The 23,796-nt window shown below is 36.1% G+C and carries 21 protein-coding genes; 10 read left to right on the top strand and 11 right to left on the bottom strand.

Annotated elements, in window-relative coordinates; translation table 11 throughout:
• Positions 1–318 precede the first annotated feature (318 nt).
• Positions 319–2,073, bottom strand: coding sequence for a hypothetical protein (locus tag SFA27_RS16495; protein ID WP_407293614.1), 1,755 nt, complete (start codon positions 2,071–2,073; stop codon positions 319–321).
• A 310-nt stretch (positions 2,074–2,383) separates the two neighbouring features.
• Entirely contained in the window at positions 2,384–3,184 is an 801-nt protein-coding gene (locus SFA27_RS16490; protein WP_407298178.1) for an RtcB family protein, read from the bottom strand.
• Between the two features lie 752 nt (positions 3,185–3,936).
• Here SFA27_RS16490 and SFA27_RS16485 point away from each other — a divergent pair.
• The 3 genes from SFA27_RS16485 (at position 3,937) to SFA27_RS16475 (ending at position 5,599) form a co-directional block, all read left to right on the top strand.
• Positions 3,937–4,272, top strand: a complete 336-nt coding sequence (locus SFA27_RS16485) for a HopJ type III effector protein (RefSeq protein ID WP_407293612.1) — start codon at positions 3,937–3,939, stop codon at positions 4,270–4,272.
• A 72-nt stretch (positions 4,273–4,344) separates the two neighbouring features.
• On the top strand, positions 4,345–5,364 hold the full coding sequence (locus SFA27_RS16480) for a WYL domain-containing protein (protein ID WP_047377101.1): 1,020 nt from the start codon (positions 4,345–4,347) through the stop codon (positions 5,362–5,364).
• A 97-nt stretch (positions 5,365–5,461) separates the two neighbouring features.
• Positions 5,462–5,599, top strand: a complete 138-nt coding sequence (locus SFA27_RS16475) for a hypothetical protein (protein ID WP_185097827.1) — start codon at positions 5,462–5,464, stop codon at positions 5,597–5,599.
• A gap of 398 nt (positions 5,600–5,997) precedes the next feature.
• Here SFA27_RS16475 and SFA27_RS16470 read toward each other — a convergent pair whose 3' ends face one another.
• Complete coding sequence (locus tag SFA27_RS16470; RefSeq protein ID WP_407293609.1) at positions 5,998–7,182, bottom strand: DUF1501 domain-containing protein; 1,185 nt, start codon at positions 7,180–7,182, stop codon at positions 5,998–6,000.
• A 165-nt stretch (positions 7,183–7,347) separates the two neighbouring features.
• Positions 7,348–8,727, bottom strand: a complete 1,380-nt coding sequence (locus SFA27_RS16465; RefSeq protein ID WP_407293606.1) for a DUF1800 family protein — start codon at positions 8,725–8,727, stop codon at positions 7,348–7,350.
• Positions 8,728–9,114: 387 nt separating this feature from the next.
• On the opposite strand from SFA27_RS16465, the gene SFA27_RS16460 reads away from it, so the two are divergent.
• The 6 genes from SFA27_RS16460 to SFA27_RS16435 all read left to right on the top strand — a co-directional run bounded on the left by SFA27_RS16460 (position 9,115) and on the right by SFA27_RS16435 (position 14,479).
• Positions 9,115–9,678, top strand: a complete 564-nt coding sequence (locus SFA27_RS16460) for a membrane protein (RefSeq protein ID WP_047377098.1) — start codon at positions 9,115–9,117, stop codon at positions 9,676–9,678.
• A 116-nt stretch (positions 9,679–9,794) separates the two neighbouring features.
• The gene (locus SFA27_RS16455) at positions 9,795–10,844 is read left to right on the top strand and encodes a glucokinase (protein WP_047377097.1); all 1,050 of its coding nucleotides are present in this window, start codon (positions 9,795–9,797) and stop codon (positions 10,842–10,844) included.
• A gap of 143 nt (positions 10,845–10,987) precedes the next feature.
• Positions 10,988–11,554 carry a YceI family protein gene (locus SFA27_RS16450; protein ID WP_047377096.1) on the top strand — a complete coding sequence of 189 codons (567 nt, stop codon included), beginning with the start codon at positions 10,988–10,990 and terminating at the stop codon, positions 11,552–11,554.
• A gap of 78 nt (positions 11,555–11,632) precedes the next feature.
• Complete coding sequence (locus tag SFA27_RS16445) at positions 11,633–12,259, top strand: YceI family protein (protein WP_047377095.1); 627 nt, start codon at positions 11,633–11,635, stop codon at positions 12,257–12,259.
• Positions 12,260–12,386: 127 nt separating this feature from the next.
• Positions 12,387–13,034 (top strand): alpha/beta hydrolase, encoded by a 648-nt coding sequence (locus SFA27_RS16440; RefSeq protein WP_407293602.1) that lies wholly within the window; start codon positions 12,387–12,389, stop codon positions 13,032–13,034.
• Between the two features lie 101 nt (positions 13,035–13,135).
• Positions 13,136–14,479 carry an ammonium transporter gene (locus SFA27_RS16435; RefSeq protein ID WP_047377093.1) on the top strand — a complete coding sequence of 448 codons (1,344 nt, stop codon included), beginning with the start codon at positions 13,136–13,138 and terminating at the stop codon, positions 14,477–14,479.
• Between the two features lie 61 nt (positions 14,480–14,540).
• Here SFA27_RS16435 and SFA27_RS16430 read toward each other — a convergent pair whose 3' ends face one another.
• Complete coding sequence (locus SFA27_RS16430; protein WP_407293598.1) at positions 14,541–15,164, bottom strand: FMN-dependent NADH-azoreductase; 624 nt, start codon at positions 15,162–15,164, stop codon at positions 14,541–14,543.
• A 60-nt stretch (positions 15,165–15,224) separates the two neighbouring features.
• The gene (locus SFA27_RS16425; protein WP_407293595.1) at positions 15,225–15,803 is read right to left on the bottom strand and encodes a Crp/Fnr family transcriptional regulator; all 579 of its coding nucleotides are present in this window, start codon (positions 15,801–15,803) and stop codon (positions 15,225–15,227) included.
• 180 nt (positions 15,804–15,983) lie between these two features.
• Between SFA27_RS16425 and SFA27_RS16420 the strand changes: the two genes are divergently transcribed.
• Positions 15,984–17,402 carry an L-serine ammonia-lyase gene (locus tag SFA27_RS16420; protein ID WP_407293593.1) on the top strand — a complete coding sequence of 473 codons (1,419 nt, stop codon included), beginning with the start codon at positions 15,984–15,986 and terminating at the stop codon, positions 17,400–17,402.
• Positions 17,403–17,510: 108 nt separating this feature from the next.
• Here SFA27_RS16420 and SFA27_RS16415 read toward each other — a convergent pair whose 3' ends face one another.
• From SFA27_RS16415 to SFA27_RS16395, 5 genes are all read right to left on the bottom strand, one after another.
• A complete protein-coding gene (locus SFA27_RS16415; protein ID WP_407293591.1) occupies positions 17,511–18,353 on the bottom strand; it encodes a prephenate dehydrogenase in 843 nt (280 codons plus the stop codon).
• Positions 18,354–18,571: 218 nt separating this feature from the next.
• Positions 18,572–19,120 (bottom strand): hypothetical protein, encoded by a 549-nt coding sequence (locus SFA27_RS16410; protein ID WP_407293589.1) that lies wholly within the window; start codon positions 19,118–19,120, stop codon positions 18,572–18,574.
• Between the two features lie 16 nt (positions 19,121–19,136).
• On the bottom strand, positions 19,137–20,171 hold the full coding sequence (locus SFA27_RS16405) for an SH3 domain-containing protein (RefSeq protein WP_407293587.1): 1,035 nt from the start codon (positions 20,169–20,171) through the stop codon (positions 19,137–19,139).
• Between the two features lie 79 nt (positions 20,172–20,250).
• Entirely contained in the window at positions 20,251–22,941 is a 2,691-nt protein-coding gene (locus SFA27_RS16400; RefSeq protein WP_407293585.1) for a hypothetical protein, read from the bottom strand.
• Between the two features lie 3 nt (positions 22,942–22,944).
• Positions 22,945–23,796 carry a DUF4280 domain-containing protein gene (locus SFA27_RS16395; protein ID WP_407293583.1) on the bottom strand — a complete coding sequence of 284 codons (852 nt, stop codon included), beginning with the start codon at positions 23,794–23,796 and terminating at the stop codon, positions 22,945–22,947.

The following is a 23,796-nucleotide window of genomic DNA, read 5'->3' as shown; positions in this document are numbered from 1 at the left end:
ACAAAGGGCTTTAGCCAAAGCTTAAACCTTTTGTAATAGAATACATAAGGTAATTCTAAATTTTGAAGGTTGGATTCCTACGGAATGACACAATTGCAAGGACGGTCTATCCACACAGTTTGTCATTCCGTAGGAATCCCGCCTTCTTTATTCGTAAAGTGTAGTGCTGGCCAATATCCCAACTGAAGACGTATAAATTCCCCTCCTTTGGAGGGGTGGCAAAAATTCAAAGAATTTTTGACGGGGTGGTTTTTCCACGTTCTCGTAACCCAAGCCACAAAAAACGCCACCCGATACAATCAGATGACGTGAAAGAATTTATTTAAAAATCCTGATAAAACTATCTTTTTCCAGGCTTTCCAATGAAAAATCAAAGTCAGCCTCGGGTTTTTCTGTCGTAATCTCAGCTCCAAGCTCTTTTACAAGCTCATTGAAAGGCATAGCATCATACCATTGCTGATACAGTGCACTCGTTGCCATCATGGAAACCTTACTATTCCCTGAAACATGAGAATGCCCGGCTCCGAAATTCAACAGTACGAAACATTGCTTTTCGTTTTTTGTCACCAGCATTCCCAGAATCGTTTGTTTCTGAACAGAATTACACCTGGCTTCAGCAAACAGACTGTTCGGATTCATCATATAGTCGTAAGAAATGTTATCTCCTTTTCCGATCACGATTTTATATCCGCAATTAGCATCTCCGCTGAAAACGTTGTTCATGACAAGTGTTGGTGCACATTGCCCTTTATTGGCGTAAAGATATTCCACAGCCCCGTTGGGAGCAGAAGTCATATCTCCTGAATACATCAATTGTCCATCACCGTGATTATACGCCGCATTCCAGCCTATTTTTCCATCGATATTCAATCCTGAAAGGTCAAGGTCATTAGCGCCCCATTTATCTTCCCAATAAATACCAACGGCCAGTCTTTCACCATAAAAACGGGTTCCGGTAGGAATATTTCCAACAAACATTTTTTCAGAAGTTGGTAATGCAAATTCTACATTCTCCGGGAAATAGAATTTCTTTCCGGAAAGGTTTTCATATTTCAGTTTCAGAAAATCTAAAATAAAATCATAGTTGAACTGATTCACATAAGTTTCCTTACCTTTTTTCACCCACGATTTTCCGTTTCTGACTCTGTAAACAAACGTATCCTGGCCATACATTCTTGAATAACATGCGGACAATGCTTTGAATAATGCAAACGGTGTCGCATTTTCCAGCCAATGCCAATCACTGTTTTCCAGTAATGTATTTGTAGCATCATTCAATGGATTTGAAATCAATGGCTTATGATGTACTTTAGATAGCTTTGAAATTTTATTGATTGCTTTTGGTGCTCTGTTTTTATAAGCAAGGAATAATGGCTTAAATCTGTTAAAAATTTCTGCTATTTTTTCCATACCAAAGCTTTCAAACAGATAGGTTGGGTTAAAATTACTTTGCTTAATTAAACCAATTAAATCATCGTTTTTGATTAAAAGTGTGGTATGGGTCGTTTTATAAATAACATAACGGAAAAACTCAACTGGATTTTCTGGATAAATATCGTATAGATCAGCTATTTTTATAATGGCTTCCTTATTTCTGATATTTTCTTTTCCTGTGAAATCATATTCCAGTTCCGTATGCAGAATATACAGCAAATCATCAATGGTTTCTTCTTTCAAAGCAATTCCTGACTTTAGGAGAGAAAGGCATTTTTCCTGCATTTCTTCTGCTGTATAAGCTTTAATGACTTTAAAAACCAGCTTCATATCAGGAACATTCAGTATTTCAGCAGGAATGTAAATTTCACTCTGAAAGTTACTTCCATAGGTTGAAATATAATGTCTGATCTGTTCAAAAAACAAATCAATTCTGGAAGTATTTTTTATTTTCTCCCAGGATTTATGGAACGTTTTATTCAAATCATTTCCATTCAGTTTTTCCTTTGCATAATAAGAGATGATTTCATTTTTCGCCCATAAAGCATCAGGCTCAATGATAAAACCATCATCAGAAATAAATGGCTTTTCATTCGATTCTTTAGCCAGTACAGCATTGAATAATTGTAGTGTTTTCATTGTTTTAATTTAAAAAAATAAGTGAGGAGTAGATTCATTAAAAGTGAAGGGTATAGGAACTCCTTTTACCTATAGTTTATAAAAAGCGGGGAGTAATTTATCCAAAAAAATATAGGAACTCCCTTTGCCTTAAAATTTGTAAAAAGGCGGAAAGTAAATCTGGAAATATAGGAACTTTCTTTGCCTTTAATTTTTTCTTTAAAAATAACTTTTTAGTGCTGTGAAATTTGGGTTATTGCTTTTATTCAAACCTTACGGGTTTCTAAAACCCGTAAGGTTGGTTATTAGTTATGGATTTAATTATTAAAAATTATGCTTTTCTGAATTTCTTCTTTTTCTTCCATGGAGCATTCTTCTCAACATCTCCGGCCATGATACATCCGTAAGGCATCACTTCATCCAGAACTTCGCAAAGTCCGTATTCCTCAATCTGAGCTCTTACGTTCTTAGCACTTTTATAAGCGCTCGGAAGTTCAGAAATATCAACCTCATTAGAGTAGAAACGGATATCTAATCCTTCTGTTTCCTCATTGAAAATTTCTTCAGTTGTTTTATGAGCTAAAGATCTTTTATGCTGGCTTCTGCTGAAGTTTCTTCCGGCTCCATGCGGTGCAAAACCCATGTTTCTTTCATTTGTTTTTCCCTGAACAATCAGTACCGGTTCTGCCATATTCAACGGAATCAGTCTTGGTCCGGTGATATCAGGCATGAATTTATCATCCAGCGGAGTAGCTCCTTTTGCATGATAGAATAGATCTCCATCTTTGAAAACGAAGTTATGTTCATTCCAATATCTGTTTTCCTTTTCCATTTCCAGCTTGTTCAGTACGGCATCATGAAGAGACGTATGGTTTTCTTTTGTCCATTGTCTGATCAGTTGAAGTGCCTCCCAATAGGATTTACCTTCTTCAGTATCATAAGGAATCCAGGCATTTTCTCTCAATGTTTCAGGAGAAATTTCCTGTCTGAAACGGTTGGCAGTCTTCATCCCTTTATCATATAATGCTGCTCCCGGTGCTCTGGATCCGTGATGGGTTACCATCATCGTATTTCCGGTATTTTTGGAAATTCCTACAAACAGGAAATGATTTCCATCTCCCTGAGTTCCCATATGAGAACGGGCAATGCTGATCAGTTTCTCATCATTTAAGAATTTATTTTCTCTGAAGGCATCCATCAGTTCCTGAGACATCGGCATCTGTTCTCCTCTTGGTCTTCCTCCATACCCGAAGTGTGTTACAGAATGCGCAGCATCCAGAACATCTTTAGGATTTGTTTTTCCAAAATCTGTCAGCATTACAGAACAACAGATATCTGCACTATGAAATCCCGGATGAATGGCATTTCTGGCAATAACCACACCTCCTACCGGAATCTGACCTTCAGGACCTGTAGGGCAGGCATCAGGCATTATAGCTCCACCAATTAGTGTAGGGGTTTTCATCAGCACTTTCATGGTTCTGATTACTTTTTCTACATTATCATTTTCACTTTCGTGTTCTGCACGTATGTTGATCATAAAATCTTTAGCGGTTTCATGAAGCGGAATAAGATCCGGCTGTTTGAACTGTACCAGATATTCTGCGATCTGATGTTCATCCAGATTATTCTCGTTGATATAGCTAATGGCATCTTTAAACCATTTTGCCGGTCTATATCCTAATTCGATTAAATGATTTCCATTAAATTCCATTTTGTTTCATTTTGATGATGCAAAGTAATATCATTATTGCGCAATAGTTTTGCGTAGATAAAGAAATTTTAATTATTTTTACAAAAAAGTTATAAAAAAGGCGAAAAAGCTGATCCATACATTGGCAAATAAGCCTGAAACAATATAAAACAAAATTAAAATCTGCAGTTATGGTACTATTAGAACAATTAAGACATTTCCCGGAAACCATCCAGTTTGGTGACGTTATTGCGTACATTGATCATCATTATGAGTTTACTCCTACAGCTTTTCAAAATGGGGATACAACCAATCAGGCAGGACAGAACAATGGTTCGTGTAAAGTTTTCAGTTTTGCGAGCATTCAGGATCTGACTAAAGAAGAAACACTTTGGCTCTTTGGAGAATTCTACAGGGAAGATGTTTTGAAAAACCCTGAAGGAAGTGATCATCAGAATATCCGAAACTTTATGAAGTTTGGCTGGGAGGGAATTACTTTTGACGAAAATGCCTTAAAGGAAAAATAGTTTTTAGAAAAGAGCAAAAACAAATAAGTGAAGAGCTTATTTAAAAAAACACCAATCATTAAACACTAAGGTATGTCATCCAATAAAAACGCTCTGATCCGTTATAAAACATTAGACAAATGTCTTAAAAACAAATACAGAAAATATACGCTGGAAGATCTCATTGATGAATGTTCGGAAGCATTATTTGAATTTGAAGGAAAAGAATCCTATGTAAGTAAACGGACGGTTCAGCTCGATCTTCAGAATATGCGGAGTGAGAAATTCGGATATGAAGCTCCTATTGAAGTCTATGAAAGAAAATATTACCGCTACAGTGATCCTGACTACAGTATTCATAATATTTCTGTGAATGAAAGTGATCTGAAAGCTATGAACAATGCAGTTCAGATTTTAAAACAGTTCAAAGACTTCTCTATGTTCAAAGAGATGAATGGCGTCATTCAGAAACTGGAAGACTCAATCCAGTCAACCAGCCAGAAATCGATTATTCATCTGGATAAAAATGAACAGCTGAAAGGGCTGGAACATATTGATATTCTGTATGAAAGTATTGCGAATAAAAAAGTACTGAAGATTCTTTACAAAAGCTTTACGGCAAGAGAATCCAATGTATTTACTGTGCATCCGCAGCTATTGAAGGAATTCAATAACCGTTGGTTTCTGATCTGTCTTTATAAACAGAAAATGTACAATCTGGCCCTGGACAGAATGGAAAATATTGAAACAGATGAAAGCCTTCCGTATATTGATAAAGATCTGGATGGAGATGAATATTTCAAAGATATTGTAGGAGTTACCGTTTCGGAATCAATGGATCCCAGAAATGTTGTTTTCTGGGTAGATTCTGGAAATGCGCCTTATGTGAAGACCAAGCCGCTGCATAAAAGCCAGGAGATCATCAGGGAAGATAAGGACGGTACTTTATTCAAAATATGTGTTCAGATCAATTTTGAATTAGAAAGATTGCTGCTTGGGTTTGGGGATAGTTTGATTGTTCATAAACCTCGGAAATTAAGAGTGAAAATGGAAGAAAAATTTAAAATAGGAAGTAAAAATTATCAGAATCTGGTTGTTCCTGATGAAAACTAACCTAAATGCACTATTTGCAGTGGACTACAAAAGATAATTTGTTTTCAGGTTTTATCTTGGCTTGGAAATTGTATTAATAACCTAATAAAACCATATTATGAAATCGAGAATATTTAAAGCATTAATTGCAATCCTGGCACCTATAGCGATAGAATATATTGTTAAAAAAATATCTGAGAAACTTGATAAAAAAGAAGATCAGAATGAAAAAGAACCAAAGCAGATTACAGCTTAAAGTAAAAGTAGTTAAAATTTAAAATTATTGAAAAAGAGACTGTCATGAGTATGTACAGTCTCTTTTTTGTTATTTGTAAGGAATGTGGAAGAAACATTGAAAACCACCCCGTCAAAAATTCTTTGAATTTTCGCCACCCCTCCAGTGGAAGGGAATTCTTACGTTTTCAACTCAAACATGTTTATGGATATAGCTTTGATACTTTTTTGACAGATAACATGGGCTAGATTCCTACGGAATGACACAATTGGAATAATGGTCTATCCTTCACCTTGTCATTCCGTAGGAATCTAAACAGTTTTATTATAGTTTAAGGTAAAAACTTAAGCGCACTTCTTAAGTATTTAGTAGTATCTTAAAATAATTTAAGTGTTCAAACGCTTTTGTGGTTCGATAAATCATACAAAATCATAAATACCATCTTTCCATCCCAGTACTTTAGAAGAATCCGCTTTAAGCCAGTTTTTCAGGATTGTAGCATATACTTTTCTGAAGTCTTCTTTGTAGATCAGGTCACCTTCATTCAGATTCTGTAAGTCAGGAGGAGCATTCAGAATGCCTTTCTTTTCGAGATTTCCGCTGATAAAAAACATCTGATTGGCTGTTCCGTGATCCGTTCCGTTACTGGCATTCTGAGCAACACGGCGCCCGAATTCTGAAAATGTCATCAGCAGAATATTATTGAAAAGTCCGTTACTTTTCATATCGGCAACAAAGGATTTTACAGCTTCATTGATGTCATTGAATAACTTTTTTTGCCTGTCATTCTGATTGACATGGGTATCAAAGCTTCCGATTGAAAGATAGTAGACCTGTGTATTGATGTCGGATTTTATTAAAGAAGCTACGGTTTTAAAGTCTTTTCCCAACTGTGAATTAGGATAAATCTGTTCTGTCTTTTTGGCTTTGCTTTTCTCAAAAATATAATCTGCATTGTTAATCGTGGAACCTAATGTCTGATAAAGATAGGAGACTGTTTCATCATCATGATGGTGGTCGTAAAGAGATTTAAAATATTTTTCCTGGCTGGTTTGATAGAGCCTTTTAGGGTCTTTAAAGGCAAAAGCTTTATTATTTTCTCCTTTCAGGGCAAGGCTTAGCATGTCATCCACTTCCAGCGCCTGGGTAGGATGGTCGCAGCGATAGCATTCTTCATCCAGAAAACGTCCCAGCCAGCCTGTTTCCAGAAACTGATCACTTCTGCTTGCCGACTGCCAGATGTCCATACTCCGGAAATGGGATTTGTCGGGATTAGGATAACCTACATTATTCATTACAGACAGTTCTCCGTTATCAAAAAGTTCTTTAAAATAGGAGAGAGACGGATTGATCCCTGCTTCATCAGTCAAAGGTATTGAATCCTGAATGGCAAGAGTTTTTCTTTCTCTGAAATAAATATCATTTTTAGCCGGAATGATGGTGTTCAAACCATCGTTTCCACCTGTAAACTGAAGAACTACCAGAATATTCTGATTGGGATTCAAAGCTTCGTCCAGCGTCATGGCTTTTAAGAAATTGGGCATCAGCATAGAAGCGGTAGCCAGTGAACTTATCTTAAGGAATTCTCTTCTTTTGATTAACATAATTTTGTTTTTAGGATAAAAGGTTACAGGTGGTAGGCAGCAGGTTGTAAGTTGCCGCTTTAAATTGTATGGGCCGCATTTTTACTAACGTTTATTAAAAATAAATGGTAGCAAAGCTATACTGCAACAACTATTACCTGCTACCTGCAACCTACAGCCTTCTCCCTACATTAACTGATATTCCGGGGTAGACATGAGGTTGATGACATTCATTTTTATACTCTTATCAGAAAAATTCTTTACAGAGTTCATATCAAGACTTTGGGTATTCTGAAGAAGATAATCTTCACAGTTTTTATTGCTAAAAAGTTTTTCAATACGTTCCCAGTCGATGGTAATATTCGGGTTTTTAAAGCTCTTGTTTAAAGCTGTCTCCCGGGATTTCATTCCCATATCAATATCATCATCCTGTCGGGGGCTGTATTCCAAAGGCCGAAGTCCGGACCAGATCTGTGGAATCTGAAGCCTTACCATCAGGGTAGAACTGTCTATCCATGATTTTCCGTTGGGCCATCCCGCAACATTGGGTGGATAAAGCAGCATCTGTCCCAATAATTTCTGATAAACAATGAGGTTTTCAGGATTTTGAATATGCATAGGAAGGATTCGCATGATACCTGCCATCAGTTCTACAGGTGATTTTATCCTGTTGCCAATATTCTTCTGATCATAAAACCATGTGCTTGAAAAGATGTCAGTCATCAGTTTTTTGATGTCATATCCGGAATTATAAAAACTGGTGCTGAGCTTATTGACGATATCCTGATCTGGTTTCTCATTGACAAAGAATTTATAAATCTTTGTTGTAATAAAGAGTGCAGTTGCTTTCTGTTCAAGAATAATATTGAGAACATCGCTTCCATCAAAGTTGCCTGTTTTGCCTAAAAAGGTTTTGCTGCCTTCATCATGAAGGTTTCTTCTTTCTTTAAAATTTCCTTCCTTATCGTAACTCCATCTGGTAAAAGCTCTTGCACCTTCTCTTACGTCTTTTTCAGTGTAGTTGCCTCTTCCCATGGTAAAGAGTTCCATGACCTCGCGGGCAAAATTCTCATTAGGATGATCCTTTTTATTCTGTTGATTATTCAGAAAATTAAGCATAGCCGGCGATTGGCTTACTTCAAAAAGCAGATCTTTGAAATTGCCCAACGCATTTTTTCTGATCGTATTCAAAAGCTGTTTGTTAAACCTTGGATTTTGTACTCTGGATGCAAAATGCCCATGCCAGAAAAACGCCATCTTTTCTCTCATCTGTTCCGTGCTGTTTACAATTGTGTTCAGAAAATTGAGATTCAGTTCATTATTTTGCTCTCTGTTGATCCGCTGCATTTCTTTTTTCTTTTCCGCAGGAGCTGTACTGTTCATGTAATCTGCCACAGAAACCGGATCAGGTGTATCATAGGAAATTCCGCTGAAGTGGTCTTCTTTAAATAATTCATTCATTAACGTTTTAATGTTTTTATTTTTCAAATCATCAATTTGATTAATACCAACACCAAAACCTGCCCGCCAAAGAAGATGCTTGTTTTTTAATAATGAATCAGCCATCGTGGAGAATTTATTTTTTGATGTATTTTGAAGAAAAAGGTTAAAATGATAACGGGTTAAGGATTGTTAATATTGTCGTGTCAGGCTGGAAGCTATGTCTGCAGGAAGGAGAAATTTTCTTTTCTTTTAATTATAACAGACGTGGGTTTTTATATAACAGGATATTACTTCCGGGCTCCATCTTCTTGCTTCCTTTCTTTTTCTTTAATTCACTTTTTGGGATCAATTTTTTGATAATTTTTGTTAAACAAATATTTAAATTTTGTTAAAAATAATATATTGATATTCATTGCTTTATGTTTTTTAATGGTGTTAAAATCAAAGAAAAATGCTTGCTTGGCATGATTTTTACATCCTCTTGTTTAGTAAAATTTTAAAATTAGAGTTATGAAAATGTTTAAACAAGCAATAGTACTGGCTGGTATTTTAACAGCAGGTATAGCAAGCGCCCAAAGTTCTCAAATGAATAATATGATCAAAGTAGGTGCAAATGTTGGTTTAGCAGTTCCCGCTGATAATCTTTCCGCTGCAGTAGGAGTGGATGTAGCTTACCAAAACCTGATTACACCAGGATTTGGATTAGGTATCGCATCAGGATATACTCACTACTTTGGAAAAGAGAACAACGGATATAAAAATAATGATGTAGGGGTAGTTCCTGTAGCTGCTTTAATCAGAATTTATCCAAAACAAACCGGCTTTTATTTCGGAACAGACTTAGGATATGGTTTCTTAGTAGGAGATAAAACGGTTGCATCCAACACCAATGTTGAAAGAGCAAGCGGAGGTTTCTACCTTAAACCGGAGATCGGTTACCACAACAGAGACTGGAATTTCTTCGTACAATACCAAAAGGTTTTTGTAGGAACAAAAGGAGATTTGCCAGGTCAGGACTATAATGTGGGGAATATCGGTGTAGGATTCGGTTACAATATTCCATTAGGAAAGTAGTTAGATTTAATATATAAACAATTATTAACCAAAACCTTTTCACGAAAGTGGAAAGGTTTTTTTGTTCTGTGCAGGATTTACAAAAACTATTATTATATTTGGTAAAATTTGAGGTTATGATTCTGAATCCAAAATTTCCACTTTATTTACCAGGAGTAGAGAACAGTAATAATGATAATGTTTCTATCATTGGGGCAAGCCTCCGTGAAGATATAACAATCTTAGGCTATTTCGTTTCCGGGAACGGAGGTCTTGAGATAAAAGTACAAAATAAATATGCAACCAAAGAATACGCTTCTTTTTCAGATATTTTAAAGAAGTTTATTCAGGATAACCAATTGCAAAATATAAAACGTCTGGGAATGGCAGTGCCAGGTCCTGTACTTGACGGAAAAAGCAGTCCTGCAAGATTGGGCTGGAATTTAGATGTTGAAGAATATGCCCGTGATTTTGGGTTTGAAAAAGTAGACATGCTGAATGACCTTGAGGCTTCTGCCTACGGAATGGCTCTTCTTGAAGATAACGATCTGGAAGCTATTTATACAAGCGGACATCTTGAAAAAGGAAATGTAGCGGTTCTTGCTCCCGGAAACGGACTGGGTGAAGCCGGATATTTCTTTGACGGAAAATACCTGAGACCTTTCGCTACAGAAGGAGGACATTCAGAATTTTCACCAAGAACCAATGTAGAAGTTGAATTTTACCAGTTTTTAAATAATATCTACGGTATTGTAAGCTGGGAAAATGTACTTTCCAAGTCAGGGTTATTCAATATCTATAGATTTTTAAGAGATGTGAAAAGGCATCCTGAACCGGAATGGCTGGGAGAACGTCTTGCACAGGGAAATTTTGTGGAAGAACTTTATAAAGCGGCAATCGAAGAGAATGTATTAATCTGCAAAATCGCTTTAGATACTTTCCTTGAGTTTCTGGCAAGAGAAGCAAACAACCTGACATTAAAAGTAAAAGCCACCGGAGGATTACTGATTGCCGGGGATATCCCTCAGATGGTCAGAGAATATATTGACAAAGCAAAATTCTATGAAAAATTCAAGATCAGTGATAAAATGGAGGGAATGCTTAAAAATATCCCGATCTATCTGGTCAAGCAAAATCATACAGCATTAAATGGTATAGCGCTTTATACGGCTTACTATCAAGTATAAAACAGAGCTCCGAAGAAATTCGGAGTTTTTTTTTGAGATGATATTATTCATGAAAATAATAAATTTTATTGATATACATCAATGAAATCTATTGAATAAGATGCCTACCTTTGCCTCATTAAATAAGTAAATAACTCTATTCAATGAAAAAAATATTTTTATTAGCAGTTTTAGCTGGTGGTTTAGCTTTCGGACAGTCAAAAAAAGTAGTAGCGTCTGATGTACACTGGTGGGGATATAAAGTAGCAAAATCTGAGGCTAGCTCTCACGACGGTACTGTAAAAGTAAAGTCTGGAGATATGGTAATGAAAGGAAACCAATTGGTAGGTGGAAGCTTTGTATTGGATATGACTTCTATCAGCTCTACTGACCTTACAGGAGAATATCAGCAGAAATTAAACGGACACCTTAAGAATGGTGATTTCTTTGAAGTTGAAAAATTCCCTACTGCTAGCTTCAAAATTACAGGAGTAAAGAAAAACAACGATAAAGTTTATAATTCTCTTGTAACCGGAAACCTTACTGTAAAAGGAAAAACAAGCCCAATCTCTTTCCCTGCTAAAATTTCTTACAGCAAAGGAGTAGTAAGTTTAGTATCAAACAAATTCTCTTTCGACAGACAGAAATTTGATGTAGCTTACAAGTCTACTATGCAGGATGTTTTTGTGAAAGATGATATTGATATGCTTGTAAAGGTAACTGCTCAATAAATTAATCAAAAAAAGATTATTAAAAGTGTAGAAGTTCTACACTTTTTTTTATTTTTGTTGAATTGTAAATAAAAAAGAATGAAAAGATTACTATTGTTTGCTATGGTGTGCGCAAGTATATCATTTGTTTCTGCCCAAAAGAAATTTGATAAGGTTGCAAAAGTGACTTCATCAGAGATCAGATGGTGGGGGTATAAGGTGGTGAAAACCGAGGCTTCTTCCCACTCAGGAACAGTAAAGCTAAAGAGCGGAAAATTCAACTTTGACCACACGGTTCTGGTAGATGGAGAGTTTGTAATAGATATGAGAAGTATGATGGCGGGAGATGTTTCTGATGAGGATCAGATCAAGCTTACCAACGACCTGAAAAGCACAAACTTCTTTGAAGTAAAAAAATTCCCTATTGCAAAATTCCATTTGACTAAAATTATTCCTTTAGCAAACAGTGAATACAATTCTACAGTGTACGGTGACCTTACCCTTAAAGGCGTGAGAAAAACAATCTCTTTCCCTGCGAATGTATACGTTACTCAGTTCACCACATCTATTGAGTCTGCAAAGTTCTCTCTGAACAGAAGAGACTTTAAAGTATTCTACCAGTCTTCATTGAAAGATTATTTCATTAAGAACGAAATGGATATTCAATTCAAAGTTACTACAGAAATGCTGGATAACGAGAATAGAGTTCCGAAGAAGAAAAAATAAGATTGAATATACAATCCATACAAAAATGAGCAGTTCATCAGAGCTGCTCATTTTTTATGCTTTTGTTGAGCCGAAGATTTGTGGTAAGCCATTCCTTGTTTCTCTGTATTTTTTATAAATTCGTAGTATGAAAATTTATATCGTTAGCGGTCTGGGAGCAGACTTTAAAGTCCTTGAAAGAATAGAGTTTCCCAAACACTGTGAATTGATTTTTATAGACTGGCTTATTCCTGAAAAAAATGAGCCTTTCGATGCCTATGTCAAAAGAATGGCGGATAAAGTAGATGATTCTGAGCCGTTCTGCCTGCTGGGATATTCTTTTGGAGGCATAATTGTTCAGGAGATTGATAAATTGAAACCTGCTGAGAAAGTAGTGATCCTTGGAAGTATAAAATCTGACAAGGAAAAATCAAAATTCATTAAAACAGGAGAGGTTACCAAAATCCCCAGAATATTACCTGTAGGCCTGTTCAACGATAAAGCCGCCAATGTATATGCTGTTGTCCGAAAGCTTTTTGATCCTAAAAACCCAAAACTTCTGCAATATTTTAAAGTAAGAGATCCTTATTATCTGAAATGGTCTGTAGAAAAAGTTTCAGAATGGAAGTTTGAAGAAAATCCTCATGTGATTCAGATCCTGGGTGATAAAGACATTGTTTTTCCCATCCGTTATTCCAAACCGGATTATGTGGTAAAAGGAGGAACACATCTTTTTCCGGCTACGAAATCCAAAGAAGTTTCCAAAATACTGAAGGAAGTATTTTGTGAAAATTAATAAATTATGTTTTAAATGGTTTTTTTATGGGGGTGTTTTGATGAAAAATATGATTTTTATAGAATTTATATTTAAATTTGATAGGGTTAAATATAAATTTTATGAAAATAGGATTAAAATGGATCGTTTCATTCTCTGTTATCACGCTCGTAGCAATCGGAGGTTTGTTCTGGAATCCGGCTGCGGATATTCCTGATACAGGAGAATTTTTAACTGAAGATAAAATTGTAGGGGCTGATGTCGCCTGGATTCTTGCCGCCGCAGGACTTGTTCTGCTGATGACACCAGGTCTTTCCTTTTTTTACGGAGGAATGGTTGGAAGAAAAAACGTGATTTCTACCATGCTGCAGAGTTTTATCGCTTTAGGAGTCATCTCTATGGTTTGGGTAGTTGTAGGTTTTTCTTTGTCTTTCGGTGAATCTCTGGGTATTACTATTGCCGGGAAACATTATGGTATCATTGGAAACCCTCTCAGTTATCCCTTTTTTAACGGGGTAGGAAATCTGCCTCATAAAATGATGGCTCCTACTATTCCGTTTATCCTTTTTGCTTTATTTCAGATGAAATTTGCCGTTATTACTCCGGCTATAATTACCGGATCTTTTGCGGAGAGGGTTCGTTTTATTTCTTATTTATTATTCATCGTTCTTTTCAGCATCTTTATTTATACACCGCTTTGTCATATGGTATGGCATCCCGACGGCCTTTTAAACAAATATTTTGGAGTAAAAGACTTTGCAGGTGGAACCGTAGTGCATATGAGTGCCGGTTTTGCAGCACTTGCGGGAGCCATGGTGGTTGGAAACCGAAAAAATCCGCATCATGAGCCTTCCAATATTCCGTATGTGCTTTTGGGAACAGGAATGCTGTGGTTCGGATGGTTTGGTTTCAATGCGGGATCTGCATTGAGTGCTTCTGCTTCTGCAGCCACTGCTTTCGGAACAACTACAATAGCCTCTGCTTCAGCGATGATGACCTGGATCTTTTTCGATAGAATTAACGGGAGAAGTGTTTCCGCTTTGGGTGCGTGTATCGGAGCAGTAGTAGGACTTGTGGCGATTACTCCCGGATGTGGTTTTGTAAGTATTCAGGAAAGCCTTTTCATAGGGTTTATTACAGCGATCGTATCTAATGTGATGGTCAACTGGAAAGTCTTAAAGAAGATAGATGATACGCTGGATGTTTTTGCCTGCCATGGAGTAGGAGGGATTATGGGGATGATTCTTACTGCTATTTTTGCACATGGTGAGAAAGCGAGTCTGCTTCATGGAGGAATTGATGTTTTTCTTCATCATATGGCAGCCTTGGTTTTGGTTTCTGCTTTTACATTCTTCGGTTCGCTGCTTTTATATAAGATTACCAATTCTATTATTACGCTCAGAGTTTCTGAAGAGTCCGAAAATAAAGGGCTTGACCTTTCTCAACATGAGGAAAGTTTCAGTTAACAGAAAGGACATTAAGTTATACCTAATGTCCTGAATTATATTAATTAAAATCAAAAATAATTTATTGAATGGATTCAATCGTTTCAAAGATTTTGTTTTTAGAATTTTCAAAGACTTCACCGCCAAATTCTTCATTATCTAAGGAATGAATGGTAACATCATTCACCCCCATAATTCCGAAAATATGTTTTAGATAAGTCGTTTGAAAATTGACGTGTCCGTTCTTTTCATTCTCTCCATATCCGGTATCACCACGGGTTGAGAGAATAAAAAGCTTTTTGTCTTCAAGAAGCCCTACATAATCGCCATCCGGAACTCCGGATCTGAATTTCCAGGTTTCATTAATCCGCATTACCTGATCAATATAAGCTTTTAATCCGGACGGAATGGACCAGTTGTACATGGGAGTTCCGATGACATATACATCGTGTTCTTTGAGCTCTTTGACCAGTACATTACTGAGTTGCAAAGGTTTTTGGTTTTCCTCGGTTTTGTCTGAAGATTTTTTAAATGCTCCTGCGATCCAGGATTCATCAATATTAGGAATCGTATCAGTTCCGGCTTCTCTATAAGTGAAAGTATCAAGAGGATATTTGGTTGTCCAGTTTTCAACGAAAAGCTGGGTCAGTTTTCTGCTGTAAGATCTTTCATTTCTTACACTGGCATTAATAATCAGTATTTTCATTTGTTAAGAATTTATACCAGCAAAATTCCTGATTATTTAATCCTGAAAAATTGATCTAGTTCAAGAGGATTTATTTTTTTTCCGGATTCTGCTGATAAATTCTGCAGAAACTCCCAAATAGGATGCAATCAGATACTGAGGAACTCTCGATGAAATATCAGGATAAGTATCCAGGAAATCATAATACTTTTGTTCGGCTTTGTACATGTGATTGAATACAACTCTTTTTTCAAGGGTTCCAAGATAGCCTTCCAGAATAATTCTGAAGTATTTTTCCAAGGATGGAATGTCCTTCAGCATTTTTTGAAAAGACTGGTGGCTGATCTGTAAGAGCTTTGTTTTTTCCACCGCCTGTATATTATAAATGGAAGGTTTTTGTTTTGAGAAACTGGCAATATCTGTTGCCCACCAATGATCAATGGCTAAAAAGAGAATTTCTTCATTTCCGTTGTCTTCATTGATGCAGAAAGCTTTTAAAACACCTGAAATGATATAACTGTCATAGCGGCAGATTTCCCCGTTTCTTAATAGAAAATCACCTTTTTCCAATGTTCTTTCTGTCCAGAAACTTTTACAGGCAGCTATTTCTTCAGGACTTAGTTTGACATGTTGTAAAATGTTTTTAATTAATGTTTCCATTTAAAAAAATGATTAAAAAGAACTGTGTAATGATATATTTGATTGAAATTCACAGGATCAGCTCATTTACAAAAATACTTATTTTATGGGCTGCCAAAACCAAATAAATCTGGGATTTTGCTATGCATATATTAGGATTTATCATGTATCTTTGTTTTTGAGGAAAATGACGAATCATTTATGGAATCAATATCGGTTTTTGAGATTATTAAAGTAGGGATAGGCCCATCCAGTTCGCATACGATGGGACCTTGGAATGCAGCTGCTGCATTTATCAGGATTATAAAAAGAGAAAGATCAATCGAAGAAGTTAAAGAGGTTTTTCTTGAATTTTTTGGCTCACTCGCAAAAACGGGAATTGGGCACGGAACTGATATTGCCGGAATGCTTGGTTTGAATGGAGAAGATTTTAAGACGATCAACACTTCAAAAATTGATGAGAAAATAGAATATATCAAAAGTACTCAAACCCTTAATCTGGGAGGGGAGAAAATTATTCCATTTATCTACGGGCATCATTTGATTTTAAATATGAAAAAGAGCCTTGATTTTCACCCGAACGGAATGATCTTCAGAGCTGTTTTTGAAGATGGGACAGAGTTGGTGCAGGATTTTTATTCTGTAGGAGGTGGTTTCATTGCCAGTCAGGAAAAAAACTCAATTCAAAAGCAGTGTGTACGTACATTGTATCCCTGTCATAAGGCTTCGGATATTGCAAAATATTGTGAAAAGCTGGGATTTGATAAAATTTCAGATTTGATTTTCATGAATGAGGAAAGCTGGAGAACTCAGGAAGAAACGAGACAGGAAGCGCTTTACATCTGGCAGCAGATCAAAGAATGTATTTATAAAGGTGTTAATAAAGAAGGAATTCTTCCGGGCGGGCTGAATGTTACCCGAAGAGCCGCAGGAATCAACAGAAAGCTGTTGGGAGATAAAATTTATAAGAATAAGGATGAATGGTTCCAGCAGGTTGTAGACGCTGAAGAGAACTTCACCAATATCAACAAATGGATTGCGTGTTTTGCATTGGCAGTGAATGAAGAAAATGCAAGTTTCGGAAGAATTATTACTGCACCTACCAATGGAGCGAGTGGAGTAATTCCGGCAGTATTGATGTATTCTCAGGCATTTACACCCTTTACAAGTGAAGAAGATATTATAAGATTCTTGCTTGTAGCAGGAGAAATCGGGACATTATTCAAGAAAAATGCGACTATTTCTGCAGCGATGGGAGGATGTCAGGCCGAAATCGGGGTGTCTTCCGCAATGGCAGCAGCCGGACTTACGGAGATTTTGGGTGGAAGTGTAGGACAGGTATTGATGGCAGCTGAAATAGCAATGGAACATCACCTTGGATTAACCTGTGACCCGATCAAAGGGCTGGTGCAGATTCCATGTATTGAAAGAAATACAATGGGCGCTATGAAAGCGATTACTGCAGCCAATATTGCACTGGAAAGTGACCCTACCAAAGCAAAAGTAACATTGGATGAGGTGATTCTTACGATGTGGGAGACTGCTCAGTCCATGAGTGACCGTTTTAAAGAAACTTCGGAAGGCGGGCTGGCAATCGCAGTCAACGTTCCGGAATGTTAATATAAATAACACTGTGTTAAAAATAAAACCCTTAGTCAGTAATGTCTAAGGGTTTCTTAATAAAATAAAAGTAAAAACCGTCGGGCTTTTAGTATCGTGTGGAATTGCTTACCTTAAAATTCCTCTGATTCTGTTGGCATTGGTGATCAGCTCTTCAAGGTATTCATAATTCTCTTTTTCAAGGGCAGATTTGAATTTTCTGAGCTGGGAAATATGTTCGTTCAGAACATCCAGCACATTTTCTTTGTTTTGTTTAAAAATAGGAACCCACATTTCAGGATGCGACTTGGCAAGACGTACCGTGCTTGAAAAACCGGAACTAGCAAGCTGAAAAATAGTTTCCTCCTCACGTTCTTTTTCCAATACTGTGTTAGCAAGGGCATAAGATGTAATGTGTGAAATATGGGAAATATAAGCGGTATGGACATCATGATCTTCTGCATCCATATAGATCATGTGCATATCAAGAGCGTTAACCACTTGTTCAACAATGTTCAACGCATCTTCTGCGGATTCTTCTTTGTTGCAGATTACACCAGCTTTTCCGGAGAAACTTTCTGCAATAGCGGATTTAGGACCGTTATTTTCTGTTCCCCACATCGGGTGGAAAGCGACAAACCTTGAGCGTTTCGGATGGTCTTTTACAGCATTTACAATCCCTGCTTTCGTAGAACCTGCATCCATTACAGTCTGCTGATCAGACACAAGATCAAGAACAGAAGGCAACAGTTTTCTGGCAGCATCTACAGGAATGGCAAGAATAATCAGATCCGAATTTTTAATTCCATGCTCAAGATCTACTCCGGCATCAATAATCTTAAGCTCTAATGCATCACTGATATGCTGTGTATTGTTATCGATTCCGTAGATGAAGTTGGCGATATTTTTCTCTCTTAATTTCAAAGCCATCGAACCACCAATTAATCCTACTCCAATAATACTTATTTTCATCTTTCTCTATTTTTTAAATAAAAAAACCTCGTCCCTAGGACGAGGTTTTAAATTATATTCATAAGAATCCCTATCCCAGAGCTGAGGTAAAAATTCTATAATAATATGTTCCGTTGTTAAAATTCACGTAGCAAAGGTAAAAATATTTTTCAAATGAAACGAAATTTCTTTTCTAAATTATATATAGATGAGATTAATTGGTTTTGTTAAAGGACTAACTATTTATTTTTAGAAGTTTGCAATCTCTTAATAAGATTAGTTTCAAAAGCTAAAATATCTTCTGGAATCTTTGAAGTTTCTATTTCTCCTATTTGTTTCCATTTTCTGTCTTCATATAAATAGAAAGTTGTTTTTGCATTTTGTTTTGGTTCAAATTCTCCATCTTGTCCTCCTGTATAAGTAATGAATTTATTTGGTAGATATGAGGCAACTACATAGTAATCATTTTCTTTAATAAGATTCTTTATAGCATTTGAGTTTTGGGCCTCATTTTCAGGATTGGTAGATTTTGAAAAATAACCTTTTGAATTATTAGGGCTCCAAAAATATTGAGTTTCATACTTTTTTCCTATAAAATCCACACTAAAAACACCTATTTTTTTATCTGAATAGGTATATGTTGGATATGGATTGGAGATATCTGGAATGAAGAAACCATTTGTTTGATATTTTGCATCCAGAAAATTTATATAATTATCTTTCTCTTTTTGACCTTTGCAGACACAGAGAGAAAATATCATAAATAATAAGGTCGAAAAGGATTTCATTATTTGGTCAAGTTATTTATTCAGATTTTATCCTGCTTTTATGAACATATCCTTTTTTACCTTCTTTAGAAACTACCAACCACCAATCTCCGTTTGAGTCTAAAACTTCAACCTGTTCTCCGGTTTTAATTTTTTGAAGAATTTGAGATGATGTATTTTTTTCTTTTCTTAGGTTAGTGAAACCATCAGGATCTATTATTATTGAATATGTTTTTTCTTGATTATCTTCTTGTAAAAGTCCATAATCTTTGGAATATTTTTCAAGAGATGGATAACCATAATATTTGTTTTTTTGAAAAGAGTCCTTTAATTCTGGATGAGAAACATAGACATTATTTAATAATAAGTATGATTTGTCGGATTGAATATCAACATTTTCCTTACCGGTAAAACCAAGTTGTAAGAGATAGGCAATAGCCTTTTCTACTGAAGTAGGTGTAATACCATTTGTTTTTATGATATTGTCTTTATTATCAGCTAAATAAAATGTTAATGCATACAGAAATGAATCTTTGGGTTTTAAACTTTCTAATAACTTTTCTCTAATTTTAAATGAATTCGTAGTGTTATTATAGAATACAAATGATAGTCTAGAACTTTGTTCGATATCATCCCAGCTTTGGATATTTCTAACAGCAGAGTTAAAAAGGGCTTCATTTTTTTCATAGTTAAACATAACTACTAAATCGAGTGCAAGATCCGGATTTTTAGATGATATATTCAAGATTGATGTCAAATCATTCTGATAAATAATTTTATTCAGAGTTAATAATTCATCAAAATAAGGATGTTTTTGATTACTATTTATACTTGCTTTGACATTATCTAAATCAGGTAGAATATCATTACCTATTTTAATATATTTTCCTTCCTTTGATATCTGATAATTTGTAGGTTCATTGAATATTAAAATATCATTATATCCGTCTTGAAGCTTATCAGGCTTAATGCCAAGTAGATCGACGTTTATTTTATCAAAATTTTCCTTGGTATTTTTGAATTTATGATGGGTGAAATAACTTTCAATTATTTCAGTTTCTTTTTTATCCATTGTATTTTCTTTTTCTTGTGAATGACAGGAATTAATTGTCAGTATTGACATAGTTAAGAATACTGTTTTTCTGATTTTTTTATTGTGGATCATATTTTTTATTTTTTCTAATTACTGTATCTTTTGGATCTGGTACAGTACCATAATTGGTAAACATTGCTTTTAAATCAGTAGTTTCTTCTACGTATATATATATAGTCTTACCTTTTTTAGCTTGCTCTGTATATATCTTTTGAATGGTAGGCATGTCTTTATTATAAACTCTTAAGCATCCATGTGTTACCATAAGAGCCCCATTATCTGTTAATCCCTTTTTTCCATCACCGATTGTATGTCCACAATGCAATAAAATTCCTGAGCGACTAGAGGCATTTAGTGCATCTCCTGCTTTTGGACTTAGGCGAATTGTTCCATGATTTCCAAAAGAAACACCAGAGTTGGGATATGGCTGGCCATTGGCATTAGGTTCATTCAGTTCTTGTTTAGTTTTCCACAATCCATTAGGAACGTTTCCATATCCACCATTAGTGTATCTATCTTCTCCACCAGTTCCTAAGCCTAAAACATAGCATTTATGTAATATACCAGTATTGTCGAAAAAGACAAGAAGTCCTTCTTTTTTTCTATCACTTGGTACTATTACATCAATGTAAATTGTTGTATCATCAGCTGTATATTTTGAATCGTACGTTGCATACTTTCCTTTTTGTTTTTTAGGCTCATCACCTTTACCAAATTTACAGGAATCAATTTTAAAAACTAATGATGTAATGTTAGTAAATGCTTTTTGTTTTTCATCATAATTTGTAGATTTCTTATTTCCAATGGTTTTATCAGCATTTTTTCCTACTAAAGGGCATATCTTACCTTTTACATCTTTTGTAGTATTAGCTAGTGTATTGATACTTTTCCATTTGAAAAAAATCATTCCACTTGATACTGCTAAATCTATACTTTGTCCAATAGCATCAGGATTTTTTATAACGTCAATATTATTATATTTTAATGTATAAGGATTACAATACTTATAAAATCCTTTTCCTGTAACCTGTATTAAACCTCTACCTCTATAGTTCCAACCATCATTTGGGTCTGTGTTTTCTAGCTCTTTAGCCTTGGCCGCTGGAGGAGAATATGCATAATTTGCAATTTTTATCTGTGTTTCTCTTGGAACATCAACTGCTTTAGGATCTCTTCTATCTCTTATTGCTCGCCCCCAAAGTTTTGCTTTTTCTCTACCTTCTTTAGTTTTAAATGCACCAAATGTACCAATTAAAGATTCCCAGTAATAATTGAAACCTTCTCCTTCTTTCAATGATAGAGCATCACCTGATTCTATTTTTGCCTGTGCGAAGAAATGAGCCTTGTTCCAACATGTATTCATTCCCAAATCCTTCATATATTTGGTATACGTGTCTGCAACAATTTTCCTGTTGGCTTCCGAGGCATTAGGGAAGATGGTCTTTAAATCATCTGCTGTTACGGGTTTATCACAATTCGGGCATTTTCCGGTTTCTGGTTTCGGATCTTGCGTCTTCTGCACCCCCGCTGCACTCTTCACCTTCTCCACTTCCATCAGCCCTTCCGAATTTACCCCAAATTTCTGAGATTCTGCAGAAAGATCTTTGGAGATAATTTCTATAAAATAATTTTGTTTATCAGAATCCGGATCGCCGATAGGGGAGTCTACTCCTTTTCCAAAAATATCTTTGGTAATGATAAATCCTGAAGTATCATGTATATCGGCTGATATTTTAATATTCCCACTTCTGAATACTTCATCGTTGGAAGCCGTATCATACTCCCAGATTACATATTGGATATGCTTCTCCACCATGTTTTTGGAGTGGATTCTTATTCTTATTTTATCTCCTACAGCTACTTTGGAGAGTTCATTTCCGGTATCATCAATGAAAACAGCTTCTATAATATTACCCTTAGGATCAGGTTGTTTGGGACCACCTCCTTGTTTTGTAGGAAATTTTGGGGTCTGTGTGCCGGGTTGAGGCTTAGGTTTGGGTTGGTTTTGAGGCTGTCCTTTATAATCAGGATTGGCCACATCTACATTCACCTGACTGGCTCCCTGGATTTTTCCGGAGTAAGTGGCTGTTACATAATATTCATGGTTGGCACCTTCACCTTTGTCACCTTTCATTACAAACTGGTTAGCAACCTGACGAAGGATTTTTTCATCAGACATCAGAGGTATCTGTACTTCTGCAATACCTTTTGCATTGACCAAAGCTTTGTAGCTGCGTGTATGACGATTGTTTTTATTGATGACAGCATCATGACCTTTTCCAGGAGCATCATCTTCCCAAAGATGAAACTCGATCTCTTTATTAAACATAGCGATGCAGTGAGCCTGAGCAATCAGGGTATCACGATAACTGGCTTTGTTGACGTTCGTTCCTCCTCTGTTGAAGAGCACTACTTTATCTATTTTTGAAACTTTATTACTGGTAGGTATTAATATAATATTGGCAACCAATTCTTTAGTTGTGGGAAGTCCGGGTAAAATACCTTTTTTAGTCTCGTAGACTTTCATTTGAAATTCTATTCCCAGCGCTATTTCTCCAAATTTGTAGGTTACTTTTTCGCCCTTTTTAGGTTGGCTGGTGATGTCTTTCCAGATCCCGTTTTTTTGTTTCTTATAAAGATACCATTCATATTCACCTTTCAGTCCAAATGATAGGATGGAAGGTTTTACTTCGTAGGAGTAAGTTGTTCCTACCAGAGGATTTTGATTCCCGATAATATTTCCTGTCATGGCTTAGCTGTAATAGGGTTCATCTGTTCCTTTTGTATCTTCCTTGAATTCATCAAAATCCACAACGGGATTATAAACCTGCTGTTCCTGTGTGTTTGCTTTTGCAACATGGCTTTTTCCGGTCTCACTTTGCTGTCCGTGCTTGAGAATAGTTATCTTTCCTCCTGTACTGCACATAAGTTCTGAAATTTCTGTAAGGCAGCTTTTTTCCATGACTTTTACTTTTTCGTAAGTCTTCTGCCATTTTCCCGCAGGAGCGTAAGCACAGGGAAGGTATCCTCCGGAAGTGGGTTTAAGTTTACACTGTCCGAATGGTTGTGCCGCAGGATCAAGCTGAAGATCATCTTCTGTTACAGCCAGATAATCCGCCTGTCCTTCTCCGTCATTCCAGTAATGTTTCTGGTGGCTGGTTACTTTAAATTTTGGGAATTTAAATCCCTGATTGCATTGCACAGTTCCTTTCTGCACAACGAAATATTTTCCTTCATGAGGGCTGGAACCACTGTCTTCTTTTTTACCTTTCTTTTCTTCTTTATTAGTTTTTTGTTCTGCTTTTCCGGATGACTCTTCTTCATTTTGTGAAGGTTCTTCTGTGGAATTTTCTTCACCAGAAATGTTATCTTCTGTAGACTCTTCCTGAGAAGATGCAGATATATTCTGAGGTTCTGTTTCCTCAGCCATAAGCTGTGGGTCTTCCGGGATAAGAATCGCTTTTCCAGGAACAGGTTCCTGCATGATATCTTCCGGCGGACAGTGGAGATTATGATAGGTTTTTAAAACGCCTTCATTTTTCAGCTTAAACTGCCGGGCCAGTGAACTGAAGGTATCGCCTTTTTGTGTGACATAATTTTTCAT

Source organism: Chryseobacterium sp. HR92 (genome assembly GCF_045689405.1).
Taxonomy (GTDB): Bacteria; Bacteroidota; Bacteroidia; order Flavobacteriales; family Weeksellaceae; genus Chryseobacterium; species Chryseobacterium viscerum_A.
Note: the sequence above shows the minus strand (reverse complement) of the source record. Positions and strands in the feature narration are given on the sequence as shown.

Bases quoted from the DNA above. Each gene is read 5' to 3' on its own strand.
- SFA27_RS16475 (WP_185097827.1), top strand. From the start codon at position 5,462: ATGAAATCGAGAATATTTAAAGCATTAATTGCAATCCTGGCACCTATA.
- SFA27_RS16455 (WP_047377097.1), top strand. From the start codon at position 9,795: ATGATTCTGAATCCAAAATTTCCACTTTATTTACCAGGAGTAGAGAAC.
- SFA27_RS16395 (WP_407293583.1), bottom strand. From the start codon at position 23,796: ATGAAAAATTATGTCACACAAAAAGGCGATACCTTCAGTTCACTGGCC.
- SFA27_RS16470 (WP_407293609.1), bottom strand. From the start codon at position 7,182: ATGTTAATCAAAAGAAGAGAATTCCTTAAGATAAGTTCACTGGCTACC.
- SFA27_RS16480 (WP_047377101.1), top strand. From the start codon at position 4,345: ATGTCATCCAATAAAAACGCTCTGATCCGTTATAAAACATTAGACAAA.
- SFA27_RS16435 (WP_047377093.1), top strand. From the start codon at position 13,136: ATGAAAATAGGATTAAAATGGATCGTTTCATTCTCTGTTATCACGCTC.
- SFA27_RS16425 (WP_407293595.1), bottom strand. From the start codon at position 15,803: ATGGAAACATTAATTAAAAACATTTTACAACATGTCAAACTAAGTCCT.
- SFA27_RS16460 (WP_047377098.1), top strand. From the start codon at position 9,115: ATGAAAATGTTTAAACAAGCAATAGTACTGGCTGGTATTTTAACAGCA.
- SFA27_RS16485 (WP_407293612.1), top strand. From the start codon at position 3,937: ATGGTACTATTAGAACAATTAAGACATTTCCCGGAAACCATCCAGTTT.
- SFA27_RS16420 (WP_407293593.1), top strand. From the start codon at position 15,984: ATGGAATCAATATCGGTTTTTGAGATTATTAAAGTAGGGATAGGCCCA.
- SFA27_RS16450 (WP_047377096.1), top strand. From the start codon at position 10,988: ATGAAAAAAATATTTTTATTAGCAGTTTTAGCTGGTGGTTTAGCTTTC.
- SFA27_RS16400 (WP_407293585.1), bottom strand. From the start codon at position 22,941: ATGACAGGAAATATTATCGGGAATCAAAATCCTCTGGTAGGAACAACT.
- SFA27_RS16465 (WP_407293606.1), bottom strand. From the start codon at position 8,727: ATGGCTGATTCATTATTAAAAAACAAGCATCTTCTTTGGCGGGCAGGT.
- SFA27_RS16490 (WP_407298178.1), bottom strand. From the start codon at position 3,184: ATGGGAACTCAGGGAGATGGAAATCATTTCCTGTTTGTAGGAATTTCC.
- SFA27_RS16430 (WP_407293598.1), bottom strand. From the start codon at position 15,164: ATGAAAATACTGATTATTAATGCCAGTGTAAGAAATGAAAGATCTTAC.
- SFA27_RS16495 (WP_407293614.1), bottom strand. From the start codon at position 2,073: ATGAAAACACTACAATTATTCAATGCTGTACTGGCTAAAGAATCGAAT.
- SFA27_RS16410 (WP_407293589.1), bottom strand. From the start codon at position 19,120: ATGAAATCCTTTTCGACCTTATTATTTATGATATTTTCTCTCTGTGTC.
- SFA27_RS16405 (WP_407293587.1), bottom strand. From the start codon at position 20,171: ATGGATAAAAAAGAAACTGAAATAATTGAAAGTTATTTCACCCATCAT.
- SFA27_RS16445 (WP_047377095.1), top strand. From the start codon at position 11,633: ATGAAAAGATTACTATTGTTTGCTATGGTGTGCGCAAGTATATCATTT.
- SFA27_RS16440 (WP_407293602.1), top strand. From the start codon at position 12,387: ATGAAAATTTATATCGTTAGCGGTCTGGGAGCAGACTTTAAAGTCCTT.
- SFA27_RS16415 (WP_407293591.1), bottom strand. From the start codon at position 18,353: ATGAAAATAAGTATTATTGGAGTAGGATTAATTGGTGGTTCGATGGCT.